22 protein-coding genes are annotated in these 23116 nt (G+C 66.2%); 10 read left to right on the top strand and 12 right to left on the bottom strand.

The genetic code is table 11. The features are described from left to right. Window positions 1-4 precede the first annotated feature (4 nt). Together ACT89O_RS01935 and ACT89O_RS01930 are read right to left on the bottom strand one after the other, a co-directional pair. Window positions 5-943, bottom strand: a complete 939-nt coding sequence (locus ACT89O_RS01935) for an amidohydrolase (protein ID WP_487261678.1) — start codon at window positions 941-943, stop codon at window positions 5-7. A gap of 151 nt (window positions 944-1094) precedes the next feature. Next, entirely contained in the window at window positions 1095-1784 is a 690-nt protein-coding gene (locus ACT89O_RS01930) for a dienelactone hydrolase family protein (RefSeq protein ID WP_055402028.1), read from the bottom strand. Between the two features lie 115 nt (window positions 1785-1899). Between ACT89O_RS01930 and ACT89O_RS01925 the strand changes: the two genes are divergently transcribed. The 3 genes from ACT89O_RS01925 (at window position 1900) to ACT89O_RS01915 (ending at window position 4304) form a co-directional block, all read left to right on the top strand. Next, complete coding sequence (locus ACT89O_RS01925; RefSeq protein ID WP_487261677.1) at window positions 1900-2646, top strand: SDR family oxidoreductase; 747 nt, start codon at window positions 1900-1902, stop codon at window positions 2644-2646. 168 nt (window positions 2647-2814) lie between these two features. Beyond that, entirely contained in the window at window positions 2815-3450 is a 636-nt protein-coding gene (locus ACT89O_RS01920; RefSeq protein WP_055402029.1) for a MarC family protein, read from the top strand. Between the two features lie 149 nt (window positions 3451-3599). Further along, window positions 3600-4304: a response regulator gene (locus ACT89O_RS01915; RefSeq protein WP_218301224.1), complete on the top strand. Its 705-nt coding sequence runs from the start codon at window positions 3600-3602 to the stop codon at window positions 4302-4304. A gap of 241 nt (window positions 4305-4545) precedes the next feature. Here ACT89O_RS01915 and ACT89O_RS01910 read toward each other — a convergent pair whose 3' ends face one another. Further along, window positions 4546-5808, bottom strand: coding sequence for a porin (locus ACT89O_RS01910; protein ID WP_487261676.1), 1263 nt, complete (start codon window positions 5806-5808; stop codon window positions 4546-4548). 438 nt (window positions 5809-6246) lie between these two features. Between ACT89O_RS01910 and creC the strand changes: the two genes are divergently transcribed. Further along, window positions 6247-7713: a two-component system sensor histidine kinase CreC gene (gene creC / locus ACT89O_RS01905; RefSeq protein ID WP_487261675.1), complete on the top strand. Its 1467-nt coding sequence runs from the start codon at window positions 6247-6249 to the stop codon at window positions 7711-7713. Here creC and ACT89O_RS01900 read toward each other — a convergent pair. Next, entirely contained in the window at window positions 7710-8090 is a 381-nt protein-coding gene (locus tag ACT89O_RS01900) for a phosphopantetheine adenylyltransferase (RefSeq protein WP_121421987.1), read from the bottom strand. The two genes, creC and ACT89O_RS01900, sit on opposite strands and share 4 nt — an antisense overlap. Before the next feature lie 183 nt (window positions 8091-8273). Here ACT89O_RS01900 and creD point away from each other — a divergent pair, with 183 nt between their 5' ends. Together creD and ACT89O_RS01890 are read left to right on the top strand one after the other, a co-directional pair. Then, on the top strand, window positions 8274-9755 hold the full coding sequence (gene creD, locus ACT89O_RS01895; RefSeq protein WP_487261674.1) for a cell envelope integrity protein CreD: 1482 nt from the start codon (window positions 8274-8276) through the stop codon (window positions 9753-9755). Next, the gene (locus tag ACT89O_RS01890) at window positions 9752-10144 is read left to right on the top strand and encodes a hypothetical protein (RefSeq protein ID WP_487261673.1); all 393 of its coding nucleotides are present in this window, start codon (window positions 9752-9754) and stop codon (window positions 10142-10144) included. The genes creD and ACT89O_RS01890 overlap by 4 nt, the downstream gene beginning before the upstream one ends. Window positions 10145-10160: 16 nt before the next feature. Here ACT89O_RS01890 and ACT89O_RS01885 read toward each other — a convergent pair whose 3' ends face one another. From ACT89O_RS01885 to ACT89O_RS01870, 4 genes are all read right to left on the bottom strand, one after another. Further along, on the bottom strand, window positions 10161-11207 hold the full coding sequence (locus tag ACT89O_RS01885; protein ID WP_487261672.1) for a sensor domain-containing diguanylate cyclase: 1047 nt from the start codon (window positions 11205-11207) through the stop codon (window positions 10161-10163). Window positions 11208-11302: 95 nt separating this feature from the next. Next, window positions 11303-11818: a hemerythrin domain-containing protein gene (locus ACT89O_RS01880; protein WP_487261671.1), complete on the bottom strand. Its 516-nt coding sequence runs from the start codon at window positions 11816-11818 to the stop codon at window positions 11303-11305. Between the two features lie 198 nt (window positions 11819-12016). Then, window positions 12017-12598 carry a hypothetical protein gene (locus tag ACT89O_RS01875; protein ID WP_121421983.1) on the bottom strand — a complete coding sequence of 194 codons (582 nt, stop codon included), beginning with the start codon at window positions 12596-12598 and terminating at the stop codon, window positions 12017-12019. A 119-nt stretch (window positions 12599-12717) separates the two neighbouring features. After that, window positions 12718-12936: a CsbD family protein gene (locus ACT89O_RS01870; RefSeq protein WP_055398709.1), complete on the bottom strand. Its 219-nt coding sequence runs from the start codon at window positions 12934-12936 to the stop codon at window positions 12718-12720. Window positions 12937-13363: 427 nt separating this feature from the next. On the opposite strand from ACT89O_RS01870, the gene ACT89O_RS01865 reads away from it, so the two are divergent. The 4 genes from ACT89O_RS01865 (at window position 13364) to ACT89O_RS01850 (ending at window position 19011) form a co-directional block, all read left to right on the top strand. After that, entirely contained in the window at window positions 13364-15376 is a 2013-nt protein-coding gene (locus ACT89O_RS01865) for a DUF1800 domain-containing protein (protein ID WP_487261670.1), read from the top strand. Window positions 15377-15387: 11 nt separating this feature from the next. Then, entirely contained in the window at window positions 15388-16833 is a 1446-nt protein-coding gene (locus ACT89O_RS01860) for a DUF1501 domain-containing protein (protein ID WP_121421982.1), read from the top strand. Between the two features lie 171 nt (window positions 16834-17004). After that, complete coding sequence (locus ACT89O_RS01855) at window positions 17005-18375, top strand: NAD(P)/FAD-dependent oxidoreductase (RefSeq protein WP_487261669.1); 1371 nt, start codon at window positions 17005-17007, stop codon at window positions 18373-18375. A 63-nt stretch (window positions 18376-18438) separates the two neighbouring features. Further along, entirely contained in the window at window positions 18439-19011 is a 573-nt protein-coding gene (locus tag ACT89O_RS01850; protein ID WP_228897645.1) for a hypothetical protein, read from the top strand. A 30-nt stretch (window positions 19012-19041) separates the two neighbouring features. Here ACT89O_RS01850 and ACT89O_RS01845 read toward each other — a convergent pair whose 3' ends face one another. From ACT89O_RS01845 to ACT89O_RS01830, 4 genes are read right to left on the bottom strand one after another with little or no spacing between them, the layout of a single operon-like run. Further along, window positions 19042-19740 (bottom strand): ABC-type transport auxiliary lipoprotein family protein, encoded by a 699-nt coding sequence (locus ACT89O_RS01845; RefSeq protein ID WP_487261668.1) that lies wholly within the window; start codon window positions 19738-19740, stop codon window positions 19042-19044. Window positions 19741-19752: 12 nt separating this feature from the next. Next, window positions 19753-20715 carry an MlaD family protein gene (locus tag ACT89O_RS01840; RefSeq protein WP_055394368.1) on the bottom strand — a complete coding sequence of 321 codons (963 nt, stop codon included), beginning with the start codon at window positions 20713-20715 and terminating at the stop codon, window positions 19753-19755. After that, window positions 20715-21602, bottom strand: a complete 888-nt coding sequence (locus ACT89O_RS01835; RefSeq protein ID WP_121421978.1) for an ABC transporter ATP-binding protein — start codon at window positions 21600-21602, stop codon at window positions 20715-20717. The genes ACT89O_RS01840 and ACT89O_RS01835 overlap by 1 nt, the downstream gene beginning before the upstream one ends. Continuing rightward, complete coding sequence (locus ACT89O_RS01830) at window positions 21599-22723, bottom strand: MlaE family ABC transporter permease (protein WP_055394405.1); 1125 nt, start codon at window positions 22721-22723, stop codon at window positions 21599-21601. Before ACT89O_RS01830 ends, ACT89O_RS01835 begins: the two co-directional genes overlap by 4 nt. Window positions 22724-23116: the final 393 nt, after the last annotated feature.

The following is a 23116-nucleotide window of genomic DNA, read 5'->3' as shown; positions in this document are numbered from 1 at the left end:
AAGATCAGCGCGGCGCCTGGACGCCGAACAACCCCGCCCCGTTGTCCCACGCCACCTTGCGCGCCACATCGGTAGGCAATCCACCTAGCCACTGGCGGTAGCCCTGCATCAGGCTTTCGTAGTGCTGCCAGCGCTGGTTGACCCAGGTGTCCGAGCCGATCACGAAGCGCGTGGGGTACTTGAGCAGCAGCGCACGCCAGGCGGGGCACAGCTGGTTGTCGTCGCAGACCAGGCCCGGGCGGTACGAGAGTTCGCCCACCAGGCCGGGGTAGCGCGCCATCAGCGCATCCACCCGCTCCACGGGCGCACCGCCGATGCCGGTGTGGGCCCAGATCAGGCGCGCCTTCTGGCCCTTCGACGGCGTGTGGGCCATCAGCAGGTCGATGGCCACATCGTCCACATGGGCCAGCACCACCAGGTCACGCTCTTCGGCCAGGACCATGAGCTTTTTGGCGACCGGGCCGTCGGCATTGGCGCTGTCGTACAGGTGGAACTCGCCAATGCCCCGGTAGGGCCCGGCCGCCGTGCCGCGCGCCAGCTCGGTCTGCACCATGGTGTAGATGCTCTCGTCGGCAAACCAGCCGGTGTAGTCGGCCCGGTTGCGGTACAGCCGCACAAAGGGCACGACGGTGACACCCGCCTCACGCGTCTGCGGCAGGCCCGCCAGCGTGAGCGAACCCGCGTTGGGCCGCGAGTTGGCCACGATGGCGCGCACGCCGCTGGCCTTCATGCGCGCGAGCACATCAGCGGGCGGGTGGGGGCCGGTTTTGCCGTCCCACGCTTCCTCGTTGTAGTGCAGGTGCGCATCGAACAGGGGGCCGGTGTAGTCGGCCGCGTGGGCCTGAAATCCAAATGCTATTAAAACAATAGCTGCTATCGATTTACAGGCAATCGGTAGCGGCCAAATTTGCCTCAAAACCTGGATATACGTCGAACTCGCCATGGCGGCCTCCAAACATTGAGCAGTTCATCGCTGCGCCCTGGCGCCTGCAATGGGCGCGCCCCCGCCAGAGACGCCAAGCAAGGGCCGCCCCGCAGCGACGGCGTCGTCCCCCTTGGGGGAAGGCGCGCAGCGACTCAGGGGGGATTCCAATTCATGCGAGGTGCTTGTCGAAGAACGCCAGGGTGCGGTCGCGTGCCGTCATGGCCGCAGGCTCGTCGTAGCTGCCGCGCTGGTCGCAGTTGAAGCCATGGTCGGCGGCGTAGATGTGCACCTCGGCTCCCGGCTGCGCGCGGGCAAAGGCCTGCACGCTGTCCACGGGGATCCAGTGATCGCGCTCGCCAAAGTGAGCCAGCACAGGCACGCGCGGCTGGCGCGCAGCTTCGTCAGGGCTGGTCATGCCACCACCGTAATAGGGCACGGCGGCCGACAGGCCGGTGAGCGTACAGGCCGCGCGCCAAGTGAGAAGCCCACCCCAGCAAAAGCCCACGATGCCCACCTTGCGGCCGCTTTGCGCGGCGGCGTAGTCGATGGCGGCCTGGATGTCGGGCATCACGCCAGGGGCGGGCAGCGCCTCCACCGCCGCTTTCAGGCCCATGCCAGCCTGCATGTCGTCGCCGGTGTAGCCCAGGTCCACGCCGGGTTTCACGCGGTGGAAGGTCGAAGGCGCCACCGCCAGGTAGCCACGCGCCGCAAAGCGGTCGGCCACGGCGCGAATGTGGGAGTTCACGCCAAAAATTTCCTGCAGCACCACCACGGCGCCACGCGGTGCGGCATCGGGCTGGGCCACCCAGGCCGGAAATACAAAACCGTCACCCGAAGTCAGATCGACAAACTGTCCCATGCTGCAATCTCCTTGATAAAAATGCGCCGGAGTGGAGGTGTGCCTGCTGCAAACCGCTGCCCGCAGCACCCAGAACCTGTTCCAATGCGCCATTCTTGCAGGAGACCCCGATTTCATGGACAAGATCGTCTTAATCACCGGCGCCAGCCGAGGCATTGGCGCCGCCACCGCCCAACTGGCCGCGCGCCAGGGCTGGGCGGTGGCGGTGAACTACCAAGGCAACCAGGCCGCCGCCGATGCAGTGGTGCAGCAGATCCGCGCCGCAGGCGGCACCGCGCTGGCCGTGCAGGCCGATGTTGCCGACGAGGCCCAGGTGCTGGCCATGTTTGCCACCGTGGATACACAACTCGGGCGCATCACCGCCTTGGTGAACAACGCGGGCGTGGTGGACACCACCCAGCGGGTGGACGAAATGAGCGTGGCGCGCCTGCGCCGCATGTTCGATACCAACGTGATCGGCAGCTTTGTCTGCGCCCGCGAGGCCGTGCGCCGCATGAGCACCCGCCACGGCGGCGCGGGCGGCAGCATCGTCAACGTCTCCAGCGCCGCCGCGCGGCTGGGCGCGGCCCACCAGTATGTGGACTACGCGGCGGCCAAGGGCGCCATCGACACCTTCACCATCGGCCTGGCACGCGAGGTGGCGGCAGAAGGCATCCGTGTGAACGCCGTGCGCCCGGGCCTGATCGAGACCGACATCCACGCCAGCGGCGGCCTGCCCGACCGCGTGCGCGACCTGGCCCACCAGGTGCCCATGCAACGCGGCGGCACGGCCGAAGAAGTGGCCGAGGCCATCGTATGGCTGATGTCGGATGCGTCGCCCTACACCACCATGTCATTGCTTGAAGTCTCTGGAGGAAGGTAATGAAGCACCCCCTGAGTCGCTTCGCGCCTTCCCCCTCTCTCGCTTCGCTACGCGAAGCGGGAGGGGGACGCCCCCAGCGCGGCGGGGCGGCCCTTGCGCGGGGGCACTGGCCTCGACAGTGCCAAGTCGAAAATCTATGGGCGACAAGCTTCAAAACGGAAAACTAGTATGGATCTCAAACCGCTCATCACCCTGCTCGCCATCGTGAACCCGCTGGCCATCGTGCCGTTTTTCATCCACTACACGCAGGGCTTTTCGTACCCGCAGCGGCGACGCACCATCCAGGTGGCCAGCTTCAGCGTGTTCTGTGTGATTGCGGCCTGTGCGCTGCTGGGCCTGCAGATCCTGGACTTCTTCAATATCTCGCTGCAGAGCTTTCAGGTGGGCGGCGGAATGCTGCTGCTCATCAGCGCGATGAACATGCTCAACGCCCAGCCCGCTGAGGCCAAGCCCAGCACCAATGAGTACGAAGAAGGGGCCGAGAAGGCAGCAGCGGGCAGCAGCATTGCCGTGGTGCCGCTCACCATCCCGCTGCTCACCGGCCCAGCCAGCATGTCCACGGTGGTGATTTATGCCGACCGCGCACAGACCTTCTGGCAGCACGCGGCGCTGGTGGGCTACGGCGTGGTCATCGCGCTGGCCACGGCCGTCTGCTTTGCGCTGGCCGACCCGATTGCACGCGTGCTGGGCAAGACCGGCATCAACGTGATGACCCGGCTGATGGGCCTGATCCTGGCCGCCCTGGCCGTAGAGGTGATGGCCGACGGGTTGGGTAAATTGTTCCCCATCCTCGTTGCACGCTGACATGGAATACCCCCTGAGTCGCCTGCGGCGCCTTCCCCCAAGGGGGACGACGCCCTCACTGCGGGGCGGCCCTTGCTCGGCGTCCCTGGCCTGCGCCGCGCCAGTTGCGTTGTCTGCGCGGGGTGCGCAGCACCGGGGATGATTGAGGCATGTCTGCCAAACTCCTTTTGCTCGAAGACGACCCCGCCATCGCCCGCACCGTGGCCTATGCGCTGGAGCGCGATGGCCTGACCGTCACGCACAGCCTGCTGGTACACGATGCGCGCCAGCAACTGCAGCGCGCCCGTTTTGACCTGCTGGTGCTGGACGTGGGCCTGCCCGACGGCAGCGGGCTGGACCTGCTGCGCGACGTGCGCAACGCGGCGTCCACGGCCGCCCTGCCCGTGCTGATGCTCAGCGCCCACGGCGAAGAAATCGACCGCGTGCTGGGCCTGGAGCTGGGCGCGGACGACTACCTCACCAAGCCCTTCAGCCCGCGCGAGTTGGCGGCACGCGTGAAGGCGCTGCTGCGCCGCGCGGGCAACGGGAACGGCAACGGCCACCCGGCAGCGCCCGCCGCTACGGCCACCGCGCTGTTCCTCGACGACGAGACGGGCCAGCGCATCAGCCTGCGCGGCCAGGCCCTGCCGCTGACCCGGCGCGAATACCGCCTGCTGTCCCACCTGTTGCGAGGCGCAGGCCGCATTCATTCGCGCGACGCGCTGCTGGCCGCTGCCTGGGGCGACGACAGCGAGAGCACCGACCGCACGGTGGACACCCATATCAAGACCCTGCGCGCCAAGCTGCGCGAGGTGGACCCGGGGCGCGAGTACATCAGCACGCACCGGGGCATGGGGTATTGCATCGATTTTTAAAACCCCATTGGCCCCCGTCGATGGAGTCGATGACATCACACGCACTCATAGGTAGTAGAGCGGGCCCTTGCAAGGCGTCCCGCCCCCAGCAGGCACGAGCACTGGCGTGCAGGCCACGGCCGCATGCCACCGAAAACTGAGAAATGCTCGGGCCGGAGGGCTGGACAGGCGGACTATCTGGCGGGGTAGTGTGTAGGGCCTGAGCGGCGCAGCACACGGATGCCCTCCGCTCTGCAAGCCCTCAAAAACGATGGCGAATCGACAGTGCCAGGCTATTGACGTCTTTTCCGGGCGCTGCCGCAACGCCACCCAGAAATCCGTTGCCGCCCAACATGTCTTGCGACGTGTTTTTGTTGTTCAGGTGTGTGAGTACGGCATTCAGGTCGGTGCGCTTGGACAGTGCATAGGTGTAAGCCACCCCATACGACGCGCGATCCGCATTGAACGGGCGTTTGTCGTTCATGTTGTTGTAGGCCACGGTCACGGCGTGCACGCCGCTGGTGATGCGGTAGCCAACCTGGAACAGGCGTGCGTCTTGCCGAAAACCCTGAATGAAGGCGTTTTGCACCAGACCGGCCACTGGTGCCGTGGCAGGGTTGGCAGACAGGACGGCGGAAATGCCGGACAGGTTGGTGGGATGGTCGTCCTTGATGACGCTGAATTGGCCCGACAGGGTGCCCGGCCCGACATCCAGCGTCGCGCCGAGGACAGCGGTCGTCAGCGACTTTTCACCCAGTTCGTTGTTGCGTGTGTTGTAACCGCCGCCGAACGAATAGCCGTTGCCGTTGTACATGGCCATGGCACCCCACAGCCGCCCAGCGCTCGAACGGCCAGCGACTTCCCCGGCTGCGTACATCGCGGTGGCGGTGAATCCGTTCCATTGCAGACCGTACTGGAGTGAGTTGCTCACGCGGATATCGAACGAAGCCGGAATCGCCACCAACTGTCCCAGTGACAGGCTGGACTCGGTCTTCATCGCGTCAAAGTTGGCGTTGGCCAAGTAGCCCGGTGTGTACTGTCGCCCGAATGTGAAGGCACCGAACGGGGTGATCAGGCCGGTGAATACTTGCCGATCAAAGAAGTTGTTGCCCAAGTTGACGCCCACGGAATTACCGATCTGGGCGGCCACTGCGGACACAGCAGGCTGAAGCGCAGCGGGCAGGCCCAACGATCCAGCGTTGCTGAGTCGGTCCGGCAGCCGACCTTGGGAAATGGGGCGGTTGCCCAGTGCGCCGGTGTCAGCTTCGAGCCGCGATTCGAGCGTGAAGACGGCGCGGTATCCACCGCCCAGGTCTTCATTTCCCTTGAATCCGAGGCGCGAACCTTGCATGTTCCCACTGGTAAGGCTGGTCTTAGAGCCGCCGGGTGCTCCGGTGACATGGTGAATGCCAACGTCGACGATGCCGTACATCGTCACACTGCTCCCGTCAGCCGCGCTTTGCGCCATGCCAAACGACGAAAAGCACCCAAGCACGGCCGCTGAAAGGGCACGCATTTTGTTCATAACTTGTCTCCTGTTGCTGCATGAAATTGGCAGAAGCCCACGCCACACCGTGGGCAGCTCCGGGTTCAGCCTAGGTGACATGTCTCAAGCGGTAACAGCGGGTAGCACGGGATCGCTGGAGCAGCACGGTCGTACCGACCTGGTTTCGAGCGAAAACGTTGTGCGCTTGCAACTTAGTTAGGCCACGCAACAGGCTTTGCGTCCCCACGGTGCATCTCGTGCCAGATCGCAAGGACTGGGTCGCAGCATCACGCACAGGAAGCCCGCATCGCGCTTCCTGGCCAAATTCACCTTGCGATTCAACCGCCTGTACGATCTGACCAGCATGTCCGCCAGGCGTGCTACGCACTGCCCGTCCCCCACATCGTCTTGCTCCATACCGATACTCAGCGCTTCTGAGACGCTTTGCCGGTCAAGATTTTTTAAGAGAACTGCCCCATGCGCCTGGGCATCCGCCTGCTGTTCGCCTTCTTCCTGATCAACGGCATCGCCGCGTTTTTTGTGCTGCGCGTGTTCATGGCCGAGATCAAGCCCAGCGTGCGCGAGGTGATGGAGGACATGATGGTGGACACGGCCAACATCCTGGCCGAGCTGGCCAGCGAAGACCTGGCCGCCGGGCGGTTGGCGGCGGGGGCTGACAACAGCAGCACCAGCCCGTTTGCGCAGCATGTGCGACGCTATGCCACGCGGCCCATCGATGCGGCGATCTGGGGCTTCTCTAAGCAGTCACTGGACTACCGCATCTATGTGACCGACACCACGGGCCGCGTGCTGTTCGACTCGGAGAACCGCGCCATCGGCGCCGACTACTCGCAGTGGCGCGACGTGGCCCGCACGCTGCGGGGCGAGTACGGCGCACGCTCTACGCGCGATGTGGAAGACGACGATACCAGCGGCGTGATGCATGTGGCGGCGCCCATCTACGTGAAAGAACAGATTGCAGGCGTGCTGACGGTGGCCAAACCCACCCGCACCGTGCAGCGCTTCATCGACCGCGCCGAGCGCAAGGTGTTCATGGGCGGCCTTTTGCTACTGGCGCTCTCGGCCGCCGTCGGCGTGGCCGTGACGCTGTGGATGGTGTGGAACGTGCGCCGTCTGCGCGACTACGCCTTGAGCGTGCAGGGCCCCGCCGATGGCGAGCGCCATGACCCCGGCGCTACGCCCACCACGGCGCTGGCCGTGCCCGAGGTACCGGGCGAGCTGGGCGACCTGGCCCGCGCCATGGACCGCATGCGTGCCCGGCTCGAGGGGCGCGATTACATCGAGGGCTACGTGCGCGCGCTGACGCACGAACTCAAAAGCCCTGTGGCGGCCATCCGGGGCGCGGGCGAGCTGCTGCAGGACGAGCTGCCCGCCGCCGACCGTGCCGAATTTGCGACCCAGGTGGTGCAGCAAAGCGAACGCCTGCAGCGCATCATCGACCGGCTGCTGGAGCTGTCCAAACTGGAGCAGCGCCACCACGCCGAGGGCCGCGCGCCTGTGGCCCTGCAGGCCTGCGCCGAGGCTGCCATCGGCCAGACACGCGCCCGTGCTGCGCAACGCAGCATCATGCTGGCCCTGTCCGGTACGGGCAGCAACGGCCCCTGGGAGGCCGAGCTGGTGACCATGGCACTGACCAATCTGCTGGACAACGCCATCGACTTTGCGCCCGCAGGCAGCACGGTGCAGGTGGAGCTGGACGGCGCCACCGTGGCCGTGCGGGACAGCGGCCCCGGCGTGCCCGACTACGCCCTGCCCCGCCTGGGCGAACGCTTCTTCACCACCGCGCGGCCAGGCGGCGAGCGCAGCGGATCGGGCCTGGGGCTGGCCATCGTCAAGCGCGTGATGGCGCTGCACGGGGGGCAGATGGTGGTGCGCAATACCGGGCCTGGGTTGCAAGTGGCGCTGGAGTTTCCCGCCAGTTAGTGCGAGCGACGCAGGTGTAGAGCGAGCCCCACCACCAGCAAGGCCAGTGCCACCCCATCCACCCGCACGACCGTCACCAGCGGGGCGCTGAGCGCGCTGCCCCGCTGCAGCCACGACAGCAGCAGAAACGACACCACGCTCACCAGCCCCGCCACCAGGCCCAGCCGATGCAGATCGGGGCGCAGGGCTGCATAGCCCATGAAGGCGGCGAGCAGCCCGAAAAGCACGGCCCGGTGCCGCAACAGCAGCTCCACGCCTGCATCCTGCACCGGGGTGCCGTACAGCTGCGCCAGCTTGCCCGCCCCGAGCACGCCCACCAGCGGCAGGGCATGGACCACTGCCACCAAGACCAGAATCACCGGAACCCCATAGCGCATGTCGCCCCCCTAAACGTGTTTCTTATAGCCATGTGCCGTTTGTAGGTGCAAGGAGTTCGGCCGTCGATGACCTGACAGGTCATGCCGACACAACGCCCGACTTCACACTGGCCTCACAAACTTCATAGCGCCCTCACACCGGGCCCCAACACTGCCTCCACAACATCATTTGTGGAGGATCTCTTGCTCAAACACCCCTTGTTCACCAAACTGGCCGCGCTGGCCGCCATCACCGTGCTGCTGCTCTTTGGCCTCGGCATGATCGAAGACGTGGTGCGCGACCGGTTGCGTTACCGCAGCATCACCGCCCAGAGCGTGGCCGAAAGCCTGGCCGGACCGCAGACGCTGATGGGCCCGATGATCCACAGCGCCTGTGTGGAGAGCTGGGAGGTAGAGACCGGCAAGGGCGACGAGCGCCGCATGGTGGAGCAGCGCCGCGAGTTCCTGCTGACCGCCATGCCCGAGCAGCTCAAGCTCAGCACCGGCGCCGCGATGGAAGAGCGTGCGCGCGGCCTGCACAAGGTGAACACGTTCAACCTCAAGGCCCACGTGACGGCGCAGTGGGGGCCGCTGGCCAGCCTGGTGCCGCAAAGCAGCATGAAAAACTCGCGCATGCACTGCGGCGCGCCCATCGTCATGATGGCCGTGGGCGACGCGCGTGGCATCCGCACCGCGCAGTTCACCCTGGATTCGCAGACCCTGGCCCTCAAGCCCGGCACCTTCCACCCCACCTACAGCCGGGGCCTGCATGCGGCACTGCCAGAATCGGTGCGCGGCAAGGCCGACGGACTGACCGCCACGCTGGACCTGGAACTGGTGGGCACCGAACGCCTGGCCTTTGTGCCGCTGGGTGGCAACACCGAGGTGCAGATGACCAGCAGCTGGCCCCACCCGTCGTTCGGGGGCCGCTTTCTGCCGTCGGAGCGCGAGGTCAAGAAGACCGGTTTCGCGGCCCAGTGGCGCCTGTCGTCGCTGGCCACCACGGCGCAGGCCGACATTGCCAACGGCAAACGCATCTGCCTGGGCGGCACAGACGATGGCGGCCACAGCGACTATGTGCCCGGAGGCGCCACCCCCGGCGACTGCGCCGACAGCTTCAGCGTGGCCTTCATCGACCCGGTGAACCCCTATTCGCTGTCGGACCGCGCCACCAAATATGGCGTGCTGTTCATTGCCCTCACCTTCGTGGCCGTGGGCCTGTTCGAACTGATGAAGAAGCTGCGCGTGCACCCGGTGCAGTACCTGCTGGTGGGCAGCGCGCTGTGCAGCTTCTTCCTGCTGCTGGTGAGCCTGTCGGAGCACCTGCCGTTTGGCATCTCGTATGCCGTGGCCGCCAGCGCCTGTGTGCTGCTGCTCGCCTACTACGCCAGCCACATGCTGGGTGGGCTGGCGCGGGGCATCCCGCTCGGAGGGGGCATCGCGGTGCTGTATGGCCTGCTGTATGTGCTGCTGCAGCTGGAGCAGACGGCCCTGGTGGTGGGTGCCATTGCGCTGTTCCTGGTACTGACCGCTGTGATGGTGCTGACGCGCAAGGTGAACTGGTACGGCCTGTCGCAGGGCAACACGCCGCCCCGCCGCACGATGGCGCCACCGGAGGTGCGCCCTCCCGCCCCACCGGCTGCGCGCCCCGCCACGCCCCCTACACCGCCGGTGAGCGCTGTATGACAACGCGCACCACGCCCCTGTCCTGGGCACAGCACCTGACCGGCCCGGCCGCAGGCGCTGCCGCGCCCCCACCCACCCTGACGCTGGCCGAAGCGGAGCGCGTGCAGCGCCACCGCGACCAGCTGATGGCGGCCCTGCGGGCGCAAGACCGGGTGGCGCTGGTCTGCGCCAAGCAGCACGTCCTGGAGGCTGCGTTCTGCCCGCGCAACGATGCCAACCCCGTGGGTGCGCAGGATTCGCCCGCCGTGCGCCGGGCCCTGCGGGATCTTTCATGGCGCATGGCTGCGCTGATACTGCCCCGCACCGCAGGGCACTCAAGCAGCGTCGAAATATTGAAAGAATATGGCCCTAGCGCTTTACTGACAAGCGCTAGCAGCTATCAAAATTAAAGCAAATTCGCTGCACTTACACCACCACGGTGCGGTTGCGGCCTTCGCGCTTGGCTGCGTAGAGCGCTGAATCCAGCGCGCGAAGGGTGATGTCGAGAGGGCGCAGGGGATCGAAGTTGGACAGTCCCATGCTCACGGTCAGCGCCAAGGGCGGCATCACCCCCGGCACCGGGTGGGTGGTCAGCGCGTCATGCACACGCTGCGCCACCGCCTGGGCCTGCTCCACCCGGGTAGCAGGCAACAGGGCCAGAAATTCCTCGCCGCCCCAGCGGCTCACCATGTCGGCCGCGCGGAACACATCGCGGCAGAGCGTGGCAAAAAGCTGCAGGGCCTGGTCGCCCACATGGTGGCCATGCACGTCGTTGACGCGCTTGAAGTGGTCGATGTCCATCATCAACAGACAGGCGGGTTCACCGTCGCGCCGCAAAAGGGCCTGCTCCTGCAAAAGACGCGCGGTGAACGAGCGCCGGTTGGCCAGGCCGGTCAACACATCGGTATGGGCCAGCACGGCCATCTGGCGGCGCGCTTCTTCCAGCTCCACCAGCATCTGGCCCTGGCGGTCGTTGGCGCGCTTGAGCTCCAGCAGGCGGATCACCTGGCGCGCCAGCGCACACAACATGTCCTGGGCCTTTGGGGACAGATGGCGCGGCCGGTGGTCCAGCACGCAGAGCGTGCCCAGGGCATAACCATCGGGCGTGACCAGCGGCGCCCCGGCATAGAAGCGGAGCGGATTTTCTTGGGTCACGATGCTGAAGTGCGCAAAACGCGCATCCTTCGCCAGGTCGGGCACGATGAAAACGCCGGGCTGCCGCACGGCGTAGCGGCACACGGACTGGTCCAGCGGGGTTTCCCGCAGCGGGAGCCCCACTGAGGCCTTGAACCACTGGCGGTGGCTGTCGAGCAGGCTGATCAGGGCGACTGGGGCTTCACACACATGGGCCGCAATCCCTGCCAGGTCGTCGTAGGCGGGCTCCATCGGCGTGTCGAGAATGCCATAGCGCTGCAGGGCTTGGAGACTTGCGGCCTCGTCGTACAGAGCCACTGGGGAAGAGGTTTCGGCCATGAAACACAGCGGTCATGCCGCCCACTTGCCTAGAGACTTGGCAGCATGCCACACCGGCGCGGCCTGCGCACGGGGGTAAGAGCCTGTTGACGCTCTCAGGCCATTGCCGCTGGCTCGGTGGCGGCAACACCGGCCGAAGTGTCGGAGCAGGTCGATCCACCACAGCCCTGGATCAATTCGCCCGGCAACGCGTGCGGCGCGTGCACCACGCCCGAGACCGGGTCAAAGCCCACACGGCGCAAGTGCAGGGCCAGTGCAGCGTCCATGCTCTGGGCGTGCTGCGGAAACCACAGTGCCAGTTCGCTGGCCATCACACGCAGCACTTGCAGGTCGCCTTGCTGGGCCCTCACCCCCCCTTCGCGCATGACCTGCAGCACCACCCGGTGCTGCATGCTGTGGCAGTTGCCCGAGGCAAAACGGGTGGACGCCATCCAGGCGTCCTCCTGCGCAAAATGGTGATCGGTGTGCTCCACGAGCGCATGCCAGGTCGAGAGCAGCTGCGCATCGTCGGCCCGGTCCACGGCGGCCAGCAGGTCTACGAATTCGCGGTGGGTGTCGTCCATCAGGGGCAGGTCCAGGGCCAGCGCGTCCGACCATTCAAGTTGTGCCATGGGAATCCCTTTGCAGCGAGACAAAAACAGGGAACGAGCTTAGGCCGCCAGCCACCAGGGCGTGTTGATGCAGGTCAGTTCGGCATCAACCGCTCAGCACCATCCGGACCCCACAATAAAAAATGCCCCGCACGGGGCGGGGCATTGTGAAGACTGCCAGCGGCTGGGAGTACCGGCCACTGACAGGTCCCCAGCGGATCAGCTCTTGCCGTACATGCGCTTCATGTCGTCTACACACTTGGACTTGGCATCACCCGACAGCGCATCGCAGCGCTCCTTGGCGGCCTTGTAGTTGGCGTCGTTCTTTTCAGCGTTGGCATCCTTGCGGGCCTCTGCCACGGCGGCGCCCTTTTCGGCGGCGTTGTCAGCAGGCTTGGCCTGCGCTGCGGCAACCTTGGCATCTTCCTTGGCCTTCACCTGGGCAGCCTTGGCGTCCTTTTCACAGACATCCTTTTCATTGCCCTTCAGGTCATCGCATTTTTCCTTGGCGACAGAGTAGGCAGCGTCAGCGCGGGCTTCTGCCACCTTCTGGGTGGCCTTGGGGCTCGGCTTGTACTGGGCTTCCAGTTCTGCCTTGGCCACATCTTCCTTGCCCTTGGCTTCCTTCACACAGACGTCCTTGGCGTTCGCCTTCAGGGCATCACACTTTTGTTTGTCAGCCTTGTAGTCGGCCGAGATGCGCTCCTTGGCGGCCTTGTGCTCGGGTTCGGTCATGGCGAAGGCAGAGGTTGCCAGCAGGCCGGCAGCCACGGATGCGATCAGAGTACGTGCGAATTTCATGGGTTTCTCCTCGGGATTGGGTGATTCAGGGGTGTCCAGCTGTCTGCACCAGGGTGCGGGAGCCGTCGTTTCCCGTGTTGCTGCAGGGCAGGGGCCGGGCCCCTGCGCCGGGCAACCGGTCAGTCGTTGAAGCGGAAGTCCGGGTGGCGTTCTTGCCATTCCTTGAGCTGCTTTTCGGCTGCGTCGCGGGCAATGCCCTGGCGCTCCTGCAGCTTGCCCAGGAACTGTTCACGCTTGCCATCAATGACGTCAAAGTCATCGTTCGTGAGCTTGCCCCACTGTTCAATCATCTTGCCTTTGAACTGCTTCCAGTTGCCCTTGAGGGTGTCTTCGTTCATGGTCTTCTTCCTTGCGGTTGTTTCGCTGCGGCCATGCCACCGATATGGCGGTAAACGGTGCCGGTCAGCGATGAGCCCACTGTAGAAACCCCGCGGCGCGCCACACGTAGGCAGTCAGAGGCAGAGAACGTCGGCCTGTGGACTACACCGATGCCAGACAAGCCGCTCAGGATCGCCGCTCAGAAAACCGTGGGTGAATACGCCATAGTCGAAACCGACCTCATTGGGTAAAAAGTTGCATTTAGTGACTTTTGTAGTCATTCATAACGATTTAGCCCGAGTGGCTCCCAGTTGCAAATCCATACACTTGATTCACCGGCCTTGGCACCCAGGGCAGAGCTACCAACGCAGACGGCCCGTGCACGCAATGCGTTGGAAGGCTCTACGCAGGGTGTTGCTCGCGTGACAAACAACTAGCAGAACCACCATGACACTGTTGAAAGAGGAGCCTTGCGCAGCAGCGCCTGCCGAGGTCGCAGAGGGAATCGACACCACAAAGCCGGCTCCGCGCCCGGCCCCGTTGCCCAAGGAGGCCACGCTCGCCGCCCTGCTGGCCAGCGTGGCGTTGGCGGCCTGTGGTGGTGGTGACGCGGCTGATGAAACCGTGAGCCCGCCCACGACGCCAACACCGGGCTCTGCGCCCCCCCCTGGCCCGGCACCTGCGCCTGGCCCGGCCCCCGCACCGGGTCCCGCCACGCCGCCCGCCCCAGGGCCTGCACCAGCACCCGGCCCCACACCCGCTCCAGGGCCTGCGACGCCGCCGCCCCCACCGCCAGCCCCGGGAGCTGGAAGCTACACCTACACACGGGCCGACACCGACCAGGAAGCGGCGCGGTTCCTCCTGCAAGCGCAGTTCTCGGCATCCACCGGCGAAATCGCCACCCTGCGCGCCAGCACCTACGACAGCTGGATCAACAACCAGTTCAGCCTGCCCGTCGGCACCAAGGGGTGGGACTGGCTGAACCAGCGCGGGTACAACACGGTGGACAACGCCACGTCGTACTACGACAACACCTACCCGGGCGACTACATGATCTGGCAACAGCTCATGACATCCAGCGACGGCTTGCGCAAACGCGTGGCACTCGCGCTGTCCGAGATCTGCGTGGTATCGCTCTCGGGCCTGGACTTCAGCTGGCGCAGCCATGCCATCGCCCACTACTGGGACCAGCTGGTTGCCAACGCCTTTGGCAACTTCCGCAAGCTGCTGGAGGACGTGACCCTCAACCCCGCGATGGGCTACTACCTCAACACGCGCGGCAACCAGAAGGAAAACCCCTCCACCGGCCGCCAGCCCGATGAGAACTATGCCCGTGAGATCCTGCAGCTGATGTCCATCGGGCTTGTGGAGCTGAACCAGGATGGCACAGCCAAGCGCAATGGCTCGGGCCAGGTGGTCGATAGCTATACGCAGAGCGACATCACCAACCTGGCACGCGTGTTCACAGGCTACGACTACGACCAGTCGCAAAATGCCCCGACCACCGTGCCCGGCACCACGCGCACCGTGCCCAGCACCCATTTCACGCGGCTGCCCATGGCACTCAACGAGTCGCGGCACTCCACGCTGGCCGCCACCTTCCTGGGCACCACGGTTGCCGCTGGCACACCCGGTGCGGCGGCGCTCACAACGGCGCTGGACACCATCTTCAACCACCCCAACGTGGGGCCGTTCATCGGCAAGCAGCTGATCCAGCGCCTGGTCACCAGCAACCCGTCACCCGGCTACATCAGCCGTGTGGCGGCCGCTTTCAACAACAACGGCCTCGGCGTGCGGGGCGACCTGCGGGCCGTGGTCAAGGCTGTGTTGCTCGACGACGAAGCCCGCGCGCCCGCCGGGCTCACGGACCCCATGTTCGGCCGCCTGCGCGAGCCCATGCTGCGCTTTGTGCAGTGGGGCCGCACCTTTGGCATCGCGTCGCAATACGGCAGCTGGAAGATCGGCGACCTCAGCTCGGCCGGCTCGCGCCTGGCGCAGAGCCCGCTGCGCTCGCCATCGGTGTTCAACTTCTTCCGGCCGGGCTATGTGCCGCCTTCGACGGCATTGGCCACGGCCGGTGCCGTGGCGCCCGAGTTCCAGCTGGTCAACGAGAGCAGCGTGGGCGGTTACCTCAACTACATGCAGGGCGTGATCCGCAACGGTATCTTCGTGAACGCGCCAGACCTGCCCAACAACGGCAGCAACGGCAACAACGGCTTCGACATCAAGGCGGCCTATACCAACGAACTGGCCATCGTGGCCGATGCCGATGCGCTCGTGGACCGGATCAACCTGCTCATGACGGCTGGCCAGCTGTCTGCAGCCACCGTCAAGCTCATCGCAGACGCCCTCAAGACGACCCCCGTCACGGCGGCAAGCACGGACAACGCCAAACGTGACCGCGTGGCGGCCGCGATTTTCCTCGTCATGGCCTCGGCCGAATACCTGATCCAGAAATAAGGCGCGCCGCCATGCATCTCCTCCAACCCGACCTCCATTCCCGCCGCGCCTTCCTGCGCCGCTCGGCCCAGCTGGGCATGGCAGGCACCGCCCTGCCCTTTGCGCTCAATCTCGCCGCCGTGGGCGAAGCCGCAGCTTTCACGGCCACCGACTACAAGGCGCTGGTCTGCGTCTTCCTGTACGGCGGCAACGACTACGCCAACACCGTCATTACCTATGACGACGACAGCTACAACAAATACAGCGCCGCGCGCGGAGGCGGTGCCGGACAGACGGCGGGGGGCATTGCCCTGGCCAAGTCCGCCCTGACCCCCACCCTGCTCGCGCCCACCACGCCACTGGCCGGTGGGCGCCAGTACGCGCTGCACCCTGCCATGACCGGGCTGACCAACCTGTTCAACACCGGCAAGGCAGCCGTGCAGCTGAACGTGGGCCCCCTGGTGGTTCCACTCACGCGTGCGCAATACAGCGGCAGCAACCGTGCGCTGTACCCGCTGCCCCCCAAGCTGTTCTCGCACAACGACCAGCAATCGGTCTGGCAGTCGTCCTCGCCCGAAGGCTCCACCGTGGGCTGGGGCGGCAACATCGGCGACCTGGCGCTGTCCTCCAACGGCAGTTCGCTGTTCACCTGCATCTCCGTCACGGGCAATGCGGTGTTCCTCTCGGGCGACTCCGCGCTGCAGTACCAGGTCAGCACCAACGGTGCGATCCCGATCAACGGCGTCAAAAGCAATGTCTACGGCTCCACGGCCGTGCGCGCAGCGCTGACCTCGCTGATCCAGCAAACCAGCGGCCAGACGCTGGAGAACGAATACAACCGCGTCACCGCGCGGGCTGTGGGCGCCGAGGCTTCCATCACCTCCGGGCTGGCCGGTGTCACGCTGGCCACGGCCTTCCCCACCAGCAATTCGCTGGCCGACCAGCTCAAGATGGTCGCCCGCCTTATTGGTGCACGCACCGCATTGGGCAGCAAACGGCAGGTGTTCATGGTGTCGCTGGGCGGGTTCGACCTGCATGACAACCTGATCTCGCAGCAGCCCACGCTCATGCAGCGCGTGAGCGAAGCTATGACCGCGTTCTACAACGCCACGGTCGAACTGGGCGTGGCCGACAAGGTGACGGCGTTCACGGCCTCGGACTTCGGCCGCACGCTCAGCTCCAACGGCGACGGCTCGGACCACGGCTGGGGCAGCCACCATCTCATGGTGGGTGGCGCAGTCAAGGGCAAGGCCTTCTATGGCAAGGCGCCGCCAGTCAGCATCACCAACACTGCCGATGCCAACGACCAGTGGCATGTGGGCCAGGGCCGCCTGCTGCCCAGCACCTCGGTGGACCAGTACGCGGCCACGCTGGCCAGCTGGTTTGGCGTGAGCAACAGCGAACTGGCGGGCGTGCTGCCCAACCTGAGCCACTTTGGCGGGGCCGACTACCCGACCAACCTGGGTTTCATGGCGTGATGTGAGCCCCCCTGAGCGGCTGCGCCACTTCCCCCCGCTCTCGTAGCGCTGCGCGCTGCGGGCGGGGGGACGCAGCCCTCACTGCGGGGCGGCCCTTGCTTGGCTGCCCTTGTCCCGGAGGGCGCCCGTTTCACAGGCTGCCCGGAAGCTGCAAGCCCCAATAATGGGGGCATGACCACTTCTTCTGCTCCCTCGCCCCGCCCCCGTGTTGTCATCATCGGCTGCGGCTTTGGCGGCCTCGAAGCCGCCCGTGCGCTGCGCGGTGCCGCGCTGGATGTGACGCTCATCGACAAGACCAACCACCACCTCTTCCAGCCCCTGCTTTACCAGGTGGCCACGGCCGGGCTGTCGGCGCCGGCCATCGCTGCGCCCATCCGGCACCTGTTTCGGCAGCAGCCCAACGTCACGACTTTGCTCGGCGAAGTCACGCACATCGACGTGGCAGCGCGCACCGTGCATTTGAAGGACGGGCCCCACCCGTCGGCGCCCTTGCCCTACGACCACCTGATCGTCGCTGCAGGCGCCACCCACAGCTACTTCGGCCGCGACGACTGGGCACCCCATGCCCCGGGCCTCAAGACGCTGGACGATGCCTTCGAGATCCGCCGCCGCATCCTGCTGGCCTTCGAGGCGGCAGAAAAGGAAGCGGACCCCACCCGCCGCGCCGACTGGCTCAACTTTGTGGTCGTGGGTGCAGGCCCCACGGGCGTGGAGATGGCGGGCACGCTGGCCGAGATCGCACGCCACACACTGCCCGGCGAGTTCCGGCACATCGACCCGGCCAGCGCAAAAATCATCCTGCTCGAAGGCGGCCCCCGCGTGCTCCAGTCCATGCCCGAGGCACTGAGCCAGCGCGCCAGGGAGCAGCTCGAAAAGCTGGGCGTGGAAGTGCGCCTGAACGCCCGCGTCACCGCCATCGACAGCGACGGGTTGATGGTCGAATCGCCATCCAGCGCTCAACCAACAAGCGCAAACAGCTATCAAATCAAGAGCAAATGCATTGTCTGGGCGGCCGGTGTGGCGGCCTCGGTGCTGGGGCGCCAGCTGGCCGGGGCCACGGGTTGCGACACCGACCGGGCGGGCCGCGTGGTGGTAGCGCCGGATCTCAGCCTGCCCGGCCACCCCGAGATCAGCGTCATCGGCGACCTGGCTGCTGCCAAGAGCCACGCGCCCGGCCAGGAGCCCACCCCCGTTCCCGGTGTATCACCCGGCGCCAAGCAGATGGGGCGCGCCACGGCCGCCAACATCCTGCGCCGCCTGGCCGGCCAGGCCACGCAGCCGTTTCGCTACCGCGACTACGGCAACCTGGCCACGATCGGCCGCAACTCCGCCGTGGTGGACCTCACCTCGCCCGCTGGGCCGGTGCGCTTTTCAGGCTACTTTGCGTGGCTGTTCTGGCTGTTCGCGCACGTCTACTTCCTGATCGGCTTTCGCAACCGCCTGGTCGTGCTGCTGGACTGGGCCTGGGCGTACTGGAGCTTTGCGCGCTATGCGCGGGTGGTGACGGGGATTGAGGGCAAAACAAACACGGAAACCAGCTAATCTATGCGGCGCGGCAACAACATACCACTCACTACAGAAATCATCACCAGCAGGGACCATCCAATGAAGGCATTCAAAACCAGGCTTTTAGTTGCAGTGACCGTACTCTCCATCGCGCAGACGACCGGTGCGACATCGGCGAGTTGCATCATTCCTCTGTTCTCGGAAAGCGCCATGCTCAACGTCTCTTCCGCAGGTTGGAGTAGCCAAGCCGAGCCACTCATCGCATGCACAGTCATCAATCCGGACATGGGCGCACAAGGGTTCGCCTTTCTATCTGAAACGACCACTGAGGACGCTGTGCTCGAAATCAAGTACGTGGACAAGCCCTTCCCCCAACGGATTGCGGACAACTGGAAAACCGATCTGTCTGCTGCTCAGCAACAGAAGCTGCCCAACAACCTGAGGGTGCCCGCAAGAGATACCGATGCGGCACTGGTACTGCACATCGACCCGACCTACTACGATCCCCCCTTGTTCAACCATGCCAACTCCGCAAGCCGGAGATACGGTGTTTGCGCCTATGGCTACCCAAAATCGGGCCGTGCGTGGACTTCGGTGTCCATCAGCACGCTCAGGGTGGTGACATGCGCTGGCGACTGGAATCTGGCGCCCGCGCTTTACTTTGAAAGGTAGCAGCAAGCTGCACCCAGCCCATGCGCTGGATTAACGCCCTGTCTGCTCCACCCAATCAGCCACTTCCTGCGCCACCTGGGTCGATGCATCGGCCAGTGCGGCCACGCCGCCCGCCGCATCCGCAGTGCGCGCCGGGGTGCGTACGGTAAACACACGCTGGCCGCGCAGCGCTTCACCGCCCGGGGTCAGGTCCACCACCGTGGCACGCAGTCGCACCACGCCCGCGCTGTCCGAGGCGCTGGCAAACAGGTGGCTGAACTCTTCCAGCTCCACGCGCAGCACGGCTGGCAAGCGGCCGCCCTGAGCGGCGTCGCGCGCCTGGGCCGCGCCGTCGTCGGCCTTGAGGATGGCGCGGCGCTGGCCGAGCTGCTCGCGCAGGCGCTGCTGCAGCAACTGGGCGGGTGGCTGGCTCCAGCGGGCCTGGCTGTAGGGGCGCAGCTGCTGGGCGTCGGCGTAGGCAAGGCGGTAGAGCACGGCGTTGCTGCCCTCGGGCAGGCCCGGGGCCTCTACATCGGCCAGCGCCAACGGGGGCAGGGGGGCGCGGCGATCGCTGGGGGCCGTGGCGACCGGACCGGGGCCAAAGTCGTAGAGCACGGGGCGCGAGGGCGGGCTGGGCAGCGCCGAGCAGCCGGCGATACCCAGCAGTCCCACTGCAAAAACTGAAACAAATAGACCTCTAGCGCTTGATGGTAAATCGCTAGCAGCTATGTTTTTAATAGTGTTTTTCATCAACGCTTCTCCTCAGGGCGCGAAACCAGGTTCGCCCGGGCCGGGCGGAATGCGGCCCGAGCCGTAGATGAACAGTTGGGGGTTGTCCGCCACACCACCCGCCGTGCGGCTGAGCGTGCGTGCCGCGCGCGAGGTGTCGTCGGCCGCGCGGTTCAGGCGCGGCAGCGTGGTGGTGCTGAACTGATCGGCCGCCCGGGCGAGGGATTGCGTGCCGATGGTGATCTGGTCGATGGGGCCGCCCTCGGCCCCCAGGCGCTGCGTGGTCTTGCTAACGTCGGCCGCCAGCACCGACACGCTGGCGCCGGCCTGCTGCAGGGACTGCAGGGTCTTGCGCGCATCGCTGGCCAGCGGGGGCAGCGCGGCCAGGGCCGGGTCAAGGCGCTGGGCCACGGTGGCATCGAGCCGCTGGGTCAAGGTGTTCACGCTGCCTGCGGCCTGGGCAATGTTGCCCAGGGCTTCGGTGAGTTTTTGCTGGTTGGTGTCGCCCAGCAGTTGGTTGATGCGCCGCGTGGCTTCGTCCACCTGGGTGAGGATGGCGGGGGCCTGCTCGGCGAGCTTGCCAAACGGCGACGGCTTGATGGGCAGGCGCGGCAGGCCGCTGGGGCCCGGGGGCAGCTCAGGGTAAGGTTGGTCGGCATCGTCCAGCAGAACATGGGCCAGGCCCGTCACGCCCTGGTAGCCCAGCACGGCGAAGGTGGTGGGGCTGATCGGGGCCTGCTCGTTGACGGCAATGCGGATGAGCACGTTGCCCGTCACCTGCGGGTCGAAGCCGATGCGCGTGACCTTGCCCACGGCCACACCCTTGTAGCGCACGGCGGCCTGGGGCTGCAGGCCGCTCACGCCGTCCTTGGTGGACAGCTCGTACTGCTCGTAGTTGGCGCTGTCGCGCGTGAGCCAGATGGCCAGGCCCGCCAGCATGGCGGCCACCACCAGCACGAAGATGCCTGCGGCGAGGGCGTGGGATTTGTTTTCCATCAGCTGGGTTCCTTGTCGGGCGTGGGCACGGCGGCGGCAGTCTGTGCTGCCAGGGCGTGCTCCACGGATTGCACCGGGGCCATGGCGCGCTGGCCACGTTCACCCAGGAAGAAATGTTCGATGAACGGGTGCTTGAAATGCGCCACCTCGTGCGGCGGACCGGTGACGATGACCTTCTTATCAGCCAGCACGGCCACGCGGGTGCTCAGCGCAAACAGCGTATCAAGGTCGTGCGTGACCATGACCACCGTGAGCCCCAGCGCGGCCCGCAGCTCGCGCAGCAGCGCACAGAAGTCGTCGGAGCTGCTGGGGTCCAGCCCCGCCGTGGGTTCGTCGAGCAGCAGCAGCGGCGGGTCCATGATGAGCGCACGCGCCAGCGCCACGCGCTTGACCATGCCCCCCGACAGATCCGCCGGCATGCGCGTGGCGTGCTCGGGCTGAAGGCCCACCATCTGCAGCTTGACCAGCGCGGCGTCGCGCACCAGGTCGTCGGGCAGCGTGCCCTGCTCGCGCAGCGCAAAGGCCACGTTGTCGAGCACATTGAAGGCCGAGAACAGCGCGCCGTGCTGGAACAGCATGCCCACGCGGCTGGCCGCGCCCTCGCGCCCCATTTCAGACGCCGGGCGCCCCAGCACCGTGACCTGCCCCCGCGCAGGCCGGGCCAGGCCCAGGATCTGGCGCAGCAGCACCGTCTTGCCCGTGCCCGAGCCCCCCACCAGCGACAGCATCTCGCCGCGCTGCACGGTGAAGTTCAGGTCCTGGTGCACGGTGAAGGTTTCATCGCCCTTGCCAAACTGCGTCCACAGGCCCTGAACGTCCACGATGGGCGGCTCGCCGGGCGCGACGGCGATGTGCTCGGGCAATGATGTGCGTGCGTGGCTGCTCATATGCCTATGTTTTTAAATGCCACAGCGAACAACGCATCCACGATGATCACCATGGTGATGGACGTGACCACCGAAGCGGTGGTGCCCTCGCCCAGGCTCTGGGTGTTGGGTTTCACGCGCAGGCCCCAGTGGCAGCCGATGAGCGCGATGAACGCGCCAAACACCACCGACTTGGCCATGGCCAGGCCCAGGTTGCCGATCTTGACGGCGGCGGGCAGGGCCTGCACGAAGTAGCCGGGCGAGATGTCCATGGCCACGTCGGCCGCCAGCATGCCGCCCGCCAGCGCTGCCAGCGTGGTCCACACGCTGATGAGCGGCATGGCCAGTGCCAGCGCAATGGTGCGCGGCATCACCAGCCGAAAGCCGTGGGGAATGCCCATGACGCGCATGGCATCGAGTTCCTCGGTCACGCGCATCACGCCGATCTGCGCCGTGATCGACGAGCCGGAGCGCCCCGCCACCAGGATGGCGGCCAGCATCGGCCCCAGCTCGCGGATGAGCGAGATACCCAGGATGTTGACGATGAACGACTCGGCCCCGAACTGCCGCAGCTGCAGGCTCATGAGGTAGGCCAGCACCACGCCGATGAGAAAGCCCACCAGAGCCGTGATGGGCAGGGCCGTGGCCCCCATGCGGTACAGGTGGCCCGATACGTCGCGCCACGGCCCCTTGCGCGGCGCGCGCGCCAGGCGGCCCAGGTCCAGCACCAGCCGGCCCACCATTTCGAGCATGTGGCGGGCATGGTCCACGCCGTGCAGCACCAGCACCCCCAGGTGGTCCACCTGCTCACCCAGCCGCCAGGGCTCGGGCGGCGGAGCGGTGCAGGTGAACTGCGCCACGCGCGCCAGCATGTCGCGCTGGGCGTCGGTGCAGGCCAGGCGCTCGGGCCAGGCATGCTGCCAGTGGTTCCACAGCAACTGGGCGCCCACGTGGTCCAGCCACTGCAGCTGCATCAGGTCCCAGCCCAGCGTGGGTGCGGCCGGGTGGCTGCGCAGCTGACCCGCCACGGCCTGCCACTGCGCCCCGGTTCCCAGCTCCGCCGCGCCCCAGCGCCCGTGCAGCTGCGCACAAGGCCCCTGGGGCGTGTCGGCGCGAACAATGCGAGGAGCGGGGTCGGTCATGAACTGGGCAGCGCGGGCTGCCAAGAATGAAAGGGAGCGTGCATGGTAGCGGAGCCGGACGCAGGCGGCACGTAGGATTGATGCCCGCCAGGGATCCTCTGCACGAATCGAGCGGAAAGTGTGCGCTGCGGATCGGGATGGGCTGCAAGGCGCAAAACCTCGCAATAGCCGTAGCTATTGCGAGGTTTTGCAACGCCGCAGACCACCCGAGACCGCAGATGCACACGGCGCGGCGATTCGTGCAGAGGACCCCCAGGGCCGTGCGCCAAGCACAGGCGGGCCAGGAATGCGTGAAATTAATATCAAACAGGCCGCCAGCGCTTTACCAGCGTGCGCTGATAGCTATATATTTAATAGCAATAGGCACTGACCCTCTCGACACACCCGGCGCTG

The organism is Acidovorax sp. NN32 (genome assembly GCF_057597245.1).
This window is presented reverse-complemented; position numbering and strand designations above follow the sequence as displayed.

Excerpts from the sequence above, each read along its gene's own strand:
- ACT89O_RS01860 (WP_121421982.1), top strand. The coding sequence starts at position 15,388 with ATGCATCTCCTCCAACCCGACCTCCATTCCCGCCGCGCCTTCCTGCGC.
- ACT89O_RS01910 (WP_487261676.1), bottom strand. The coding sequence starts at position 5,808 with ATGAACAAAATGCGTGCCCTTTCAGCGGCCGTGCTTGGGTGCTTTTCG.
- ACT89O_RS01935 (WP_487261678.1), bottom strand. The coding sequence starts at position 943 with ATGGCGAGTTCGACGTATATCCAGGTTTTGAGGCAAATTTGGCCGCTA.
- ACT89O_RS01890 (WP_487261673.1), top strand. The coding sequence starts at position 9,752 with ATGACAACGCGCACCACGCCCCTGTCCTGGGCACAGCACCTGACCGGC.
- ACT89O_RS01900 (WP_121421987.1), bottom strand. The coding sequence starts at position 8,090 with ATGCGCTATGGGGTTCCGGTGATTCTGGTCTTGGTGGCAGTGGTCCAT.
- ACT89O_RS01915 (WP_218301224.1), top strand. The coding sequence starts at position 3,600 with ATGTCTGCCAAACTCCTTTTGCTCGAAGACGACCCCGCCATCGCCCGC.
- ACT89O_RS01855 (WP_487261669.1), top strand. The coding sequence starts at position 17,005 with ATGACCACTTCTTCTGCTCCCTCGCCCCGCCCCCGTGTTGTCATCATC.
- ACT89O_RS01880 (WP_487261671.1), bottom strand. The coding sequence starts at position 11,818 with ATGGCACAACTTGAATGGTCGGACGCGCTGGCCCTGGACCTGCCCCTG.
- ACT89O_RS01885 (WP_487261672.1), bottom strand. The coding sequence starts at position 11,207 with ATGGCCGAAACCTCTTCCCCAGTGGCTCTGTACGACGAGGCCGCAAGT.
- ACT89O_RS01930 (WP_055402028.1), bottom strand. The coding sequence starts at position 1,784 with ATGGGACAGTTTGTCGATCTGACTTCGGGTGACGGTTTTGTATTTCCG.
- ACT89O_RS01865 (WP_487261670.1), top strand. The coding sequence starts at position 13,364 with ATGACACTGTTGAAAGAGGAGCCTTGCGCAGCAGCGCCTGCCGAGGTC.
- ACT89O_RS01845 (WP_487261668.1), bottom strand. The coding sequence starts at position 19,740 with ATGAAAAACACTATTAAAAACATAGCTGCTAGCGATTTACCATCAAGC.
- ACT89O_RS01835 (WP_121421978.1), bottom strand. The coding sequence starts at position 21,602 with ATGAGCAGCCACGCACGCACATCATTGCCCGAGCACATCGCCGTCGCG.
- ACT89O_RS01840 (WP_055394368.1), bottom strand. The coding sequence starts at position 20,715 with ATGGAAAACAAATCCCACGCCCTCGCCGCAGGCATCTTCGTGCTGGTG.
- ACT89O_RS01875 (WP_121421983.1), bottom strand. The coding sequence starts at position 12,598 with ATGAAATTCGCACGTACTCTGATCGCATCCGTGGCTGCCGGCCTGCTG.
- ACT89O_RS01870 (WP_055398709.1), bottom strand. The coding sequence starts at position 12,936 with ATGAACGAAGACACCCTCAAGGGCAACTGGAAGCAGTTCAAAGGCAAG.
- ACT89O_RS01925 (WP_487261677.1), top strand. The coding sequence starts at position 1,900 with ATGGACAAGATCGTCTTAATCACCGGCGCCAGCCGAGGCATTGGCGCC.
- ACT89O_RS01920 (WP_055402029.1), top strand. The coding sequence starts at position 2,815 with ATGGATCTCAAACCGCTCATCACCCTGCTCGCCATCGTGAACCCGCTG.
- ACT89O_RS01850 (WP_228897645.1), top strand. The coding sequence starts at position 18,439 with ATGAAGGCATTCAAAACCAGGCTTTTAGTTGCAGTGACCGTACTCTCC.
- creC (WP_487261675.1), top strand. The coding sequence starts at position 6,247 with ATGCGCCTGGGCATCCGCCTGCTGTTCGCCTTCTTCCTGATCAACGGC.
- ACT89O_RS01830 (WP_055394405.1), bottom strand. The coding sequence starts at position 22,723 with ATGACCGACCCCGCTCCTCGCATTGTTCGCGCCGACACGCCCCAGGGG.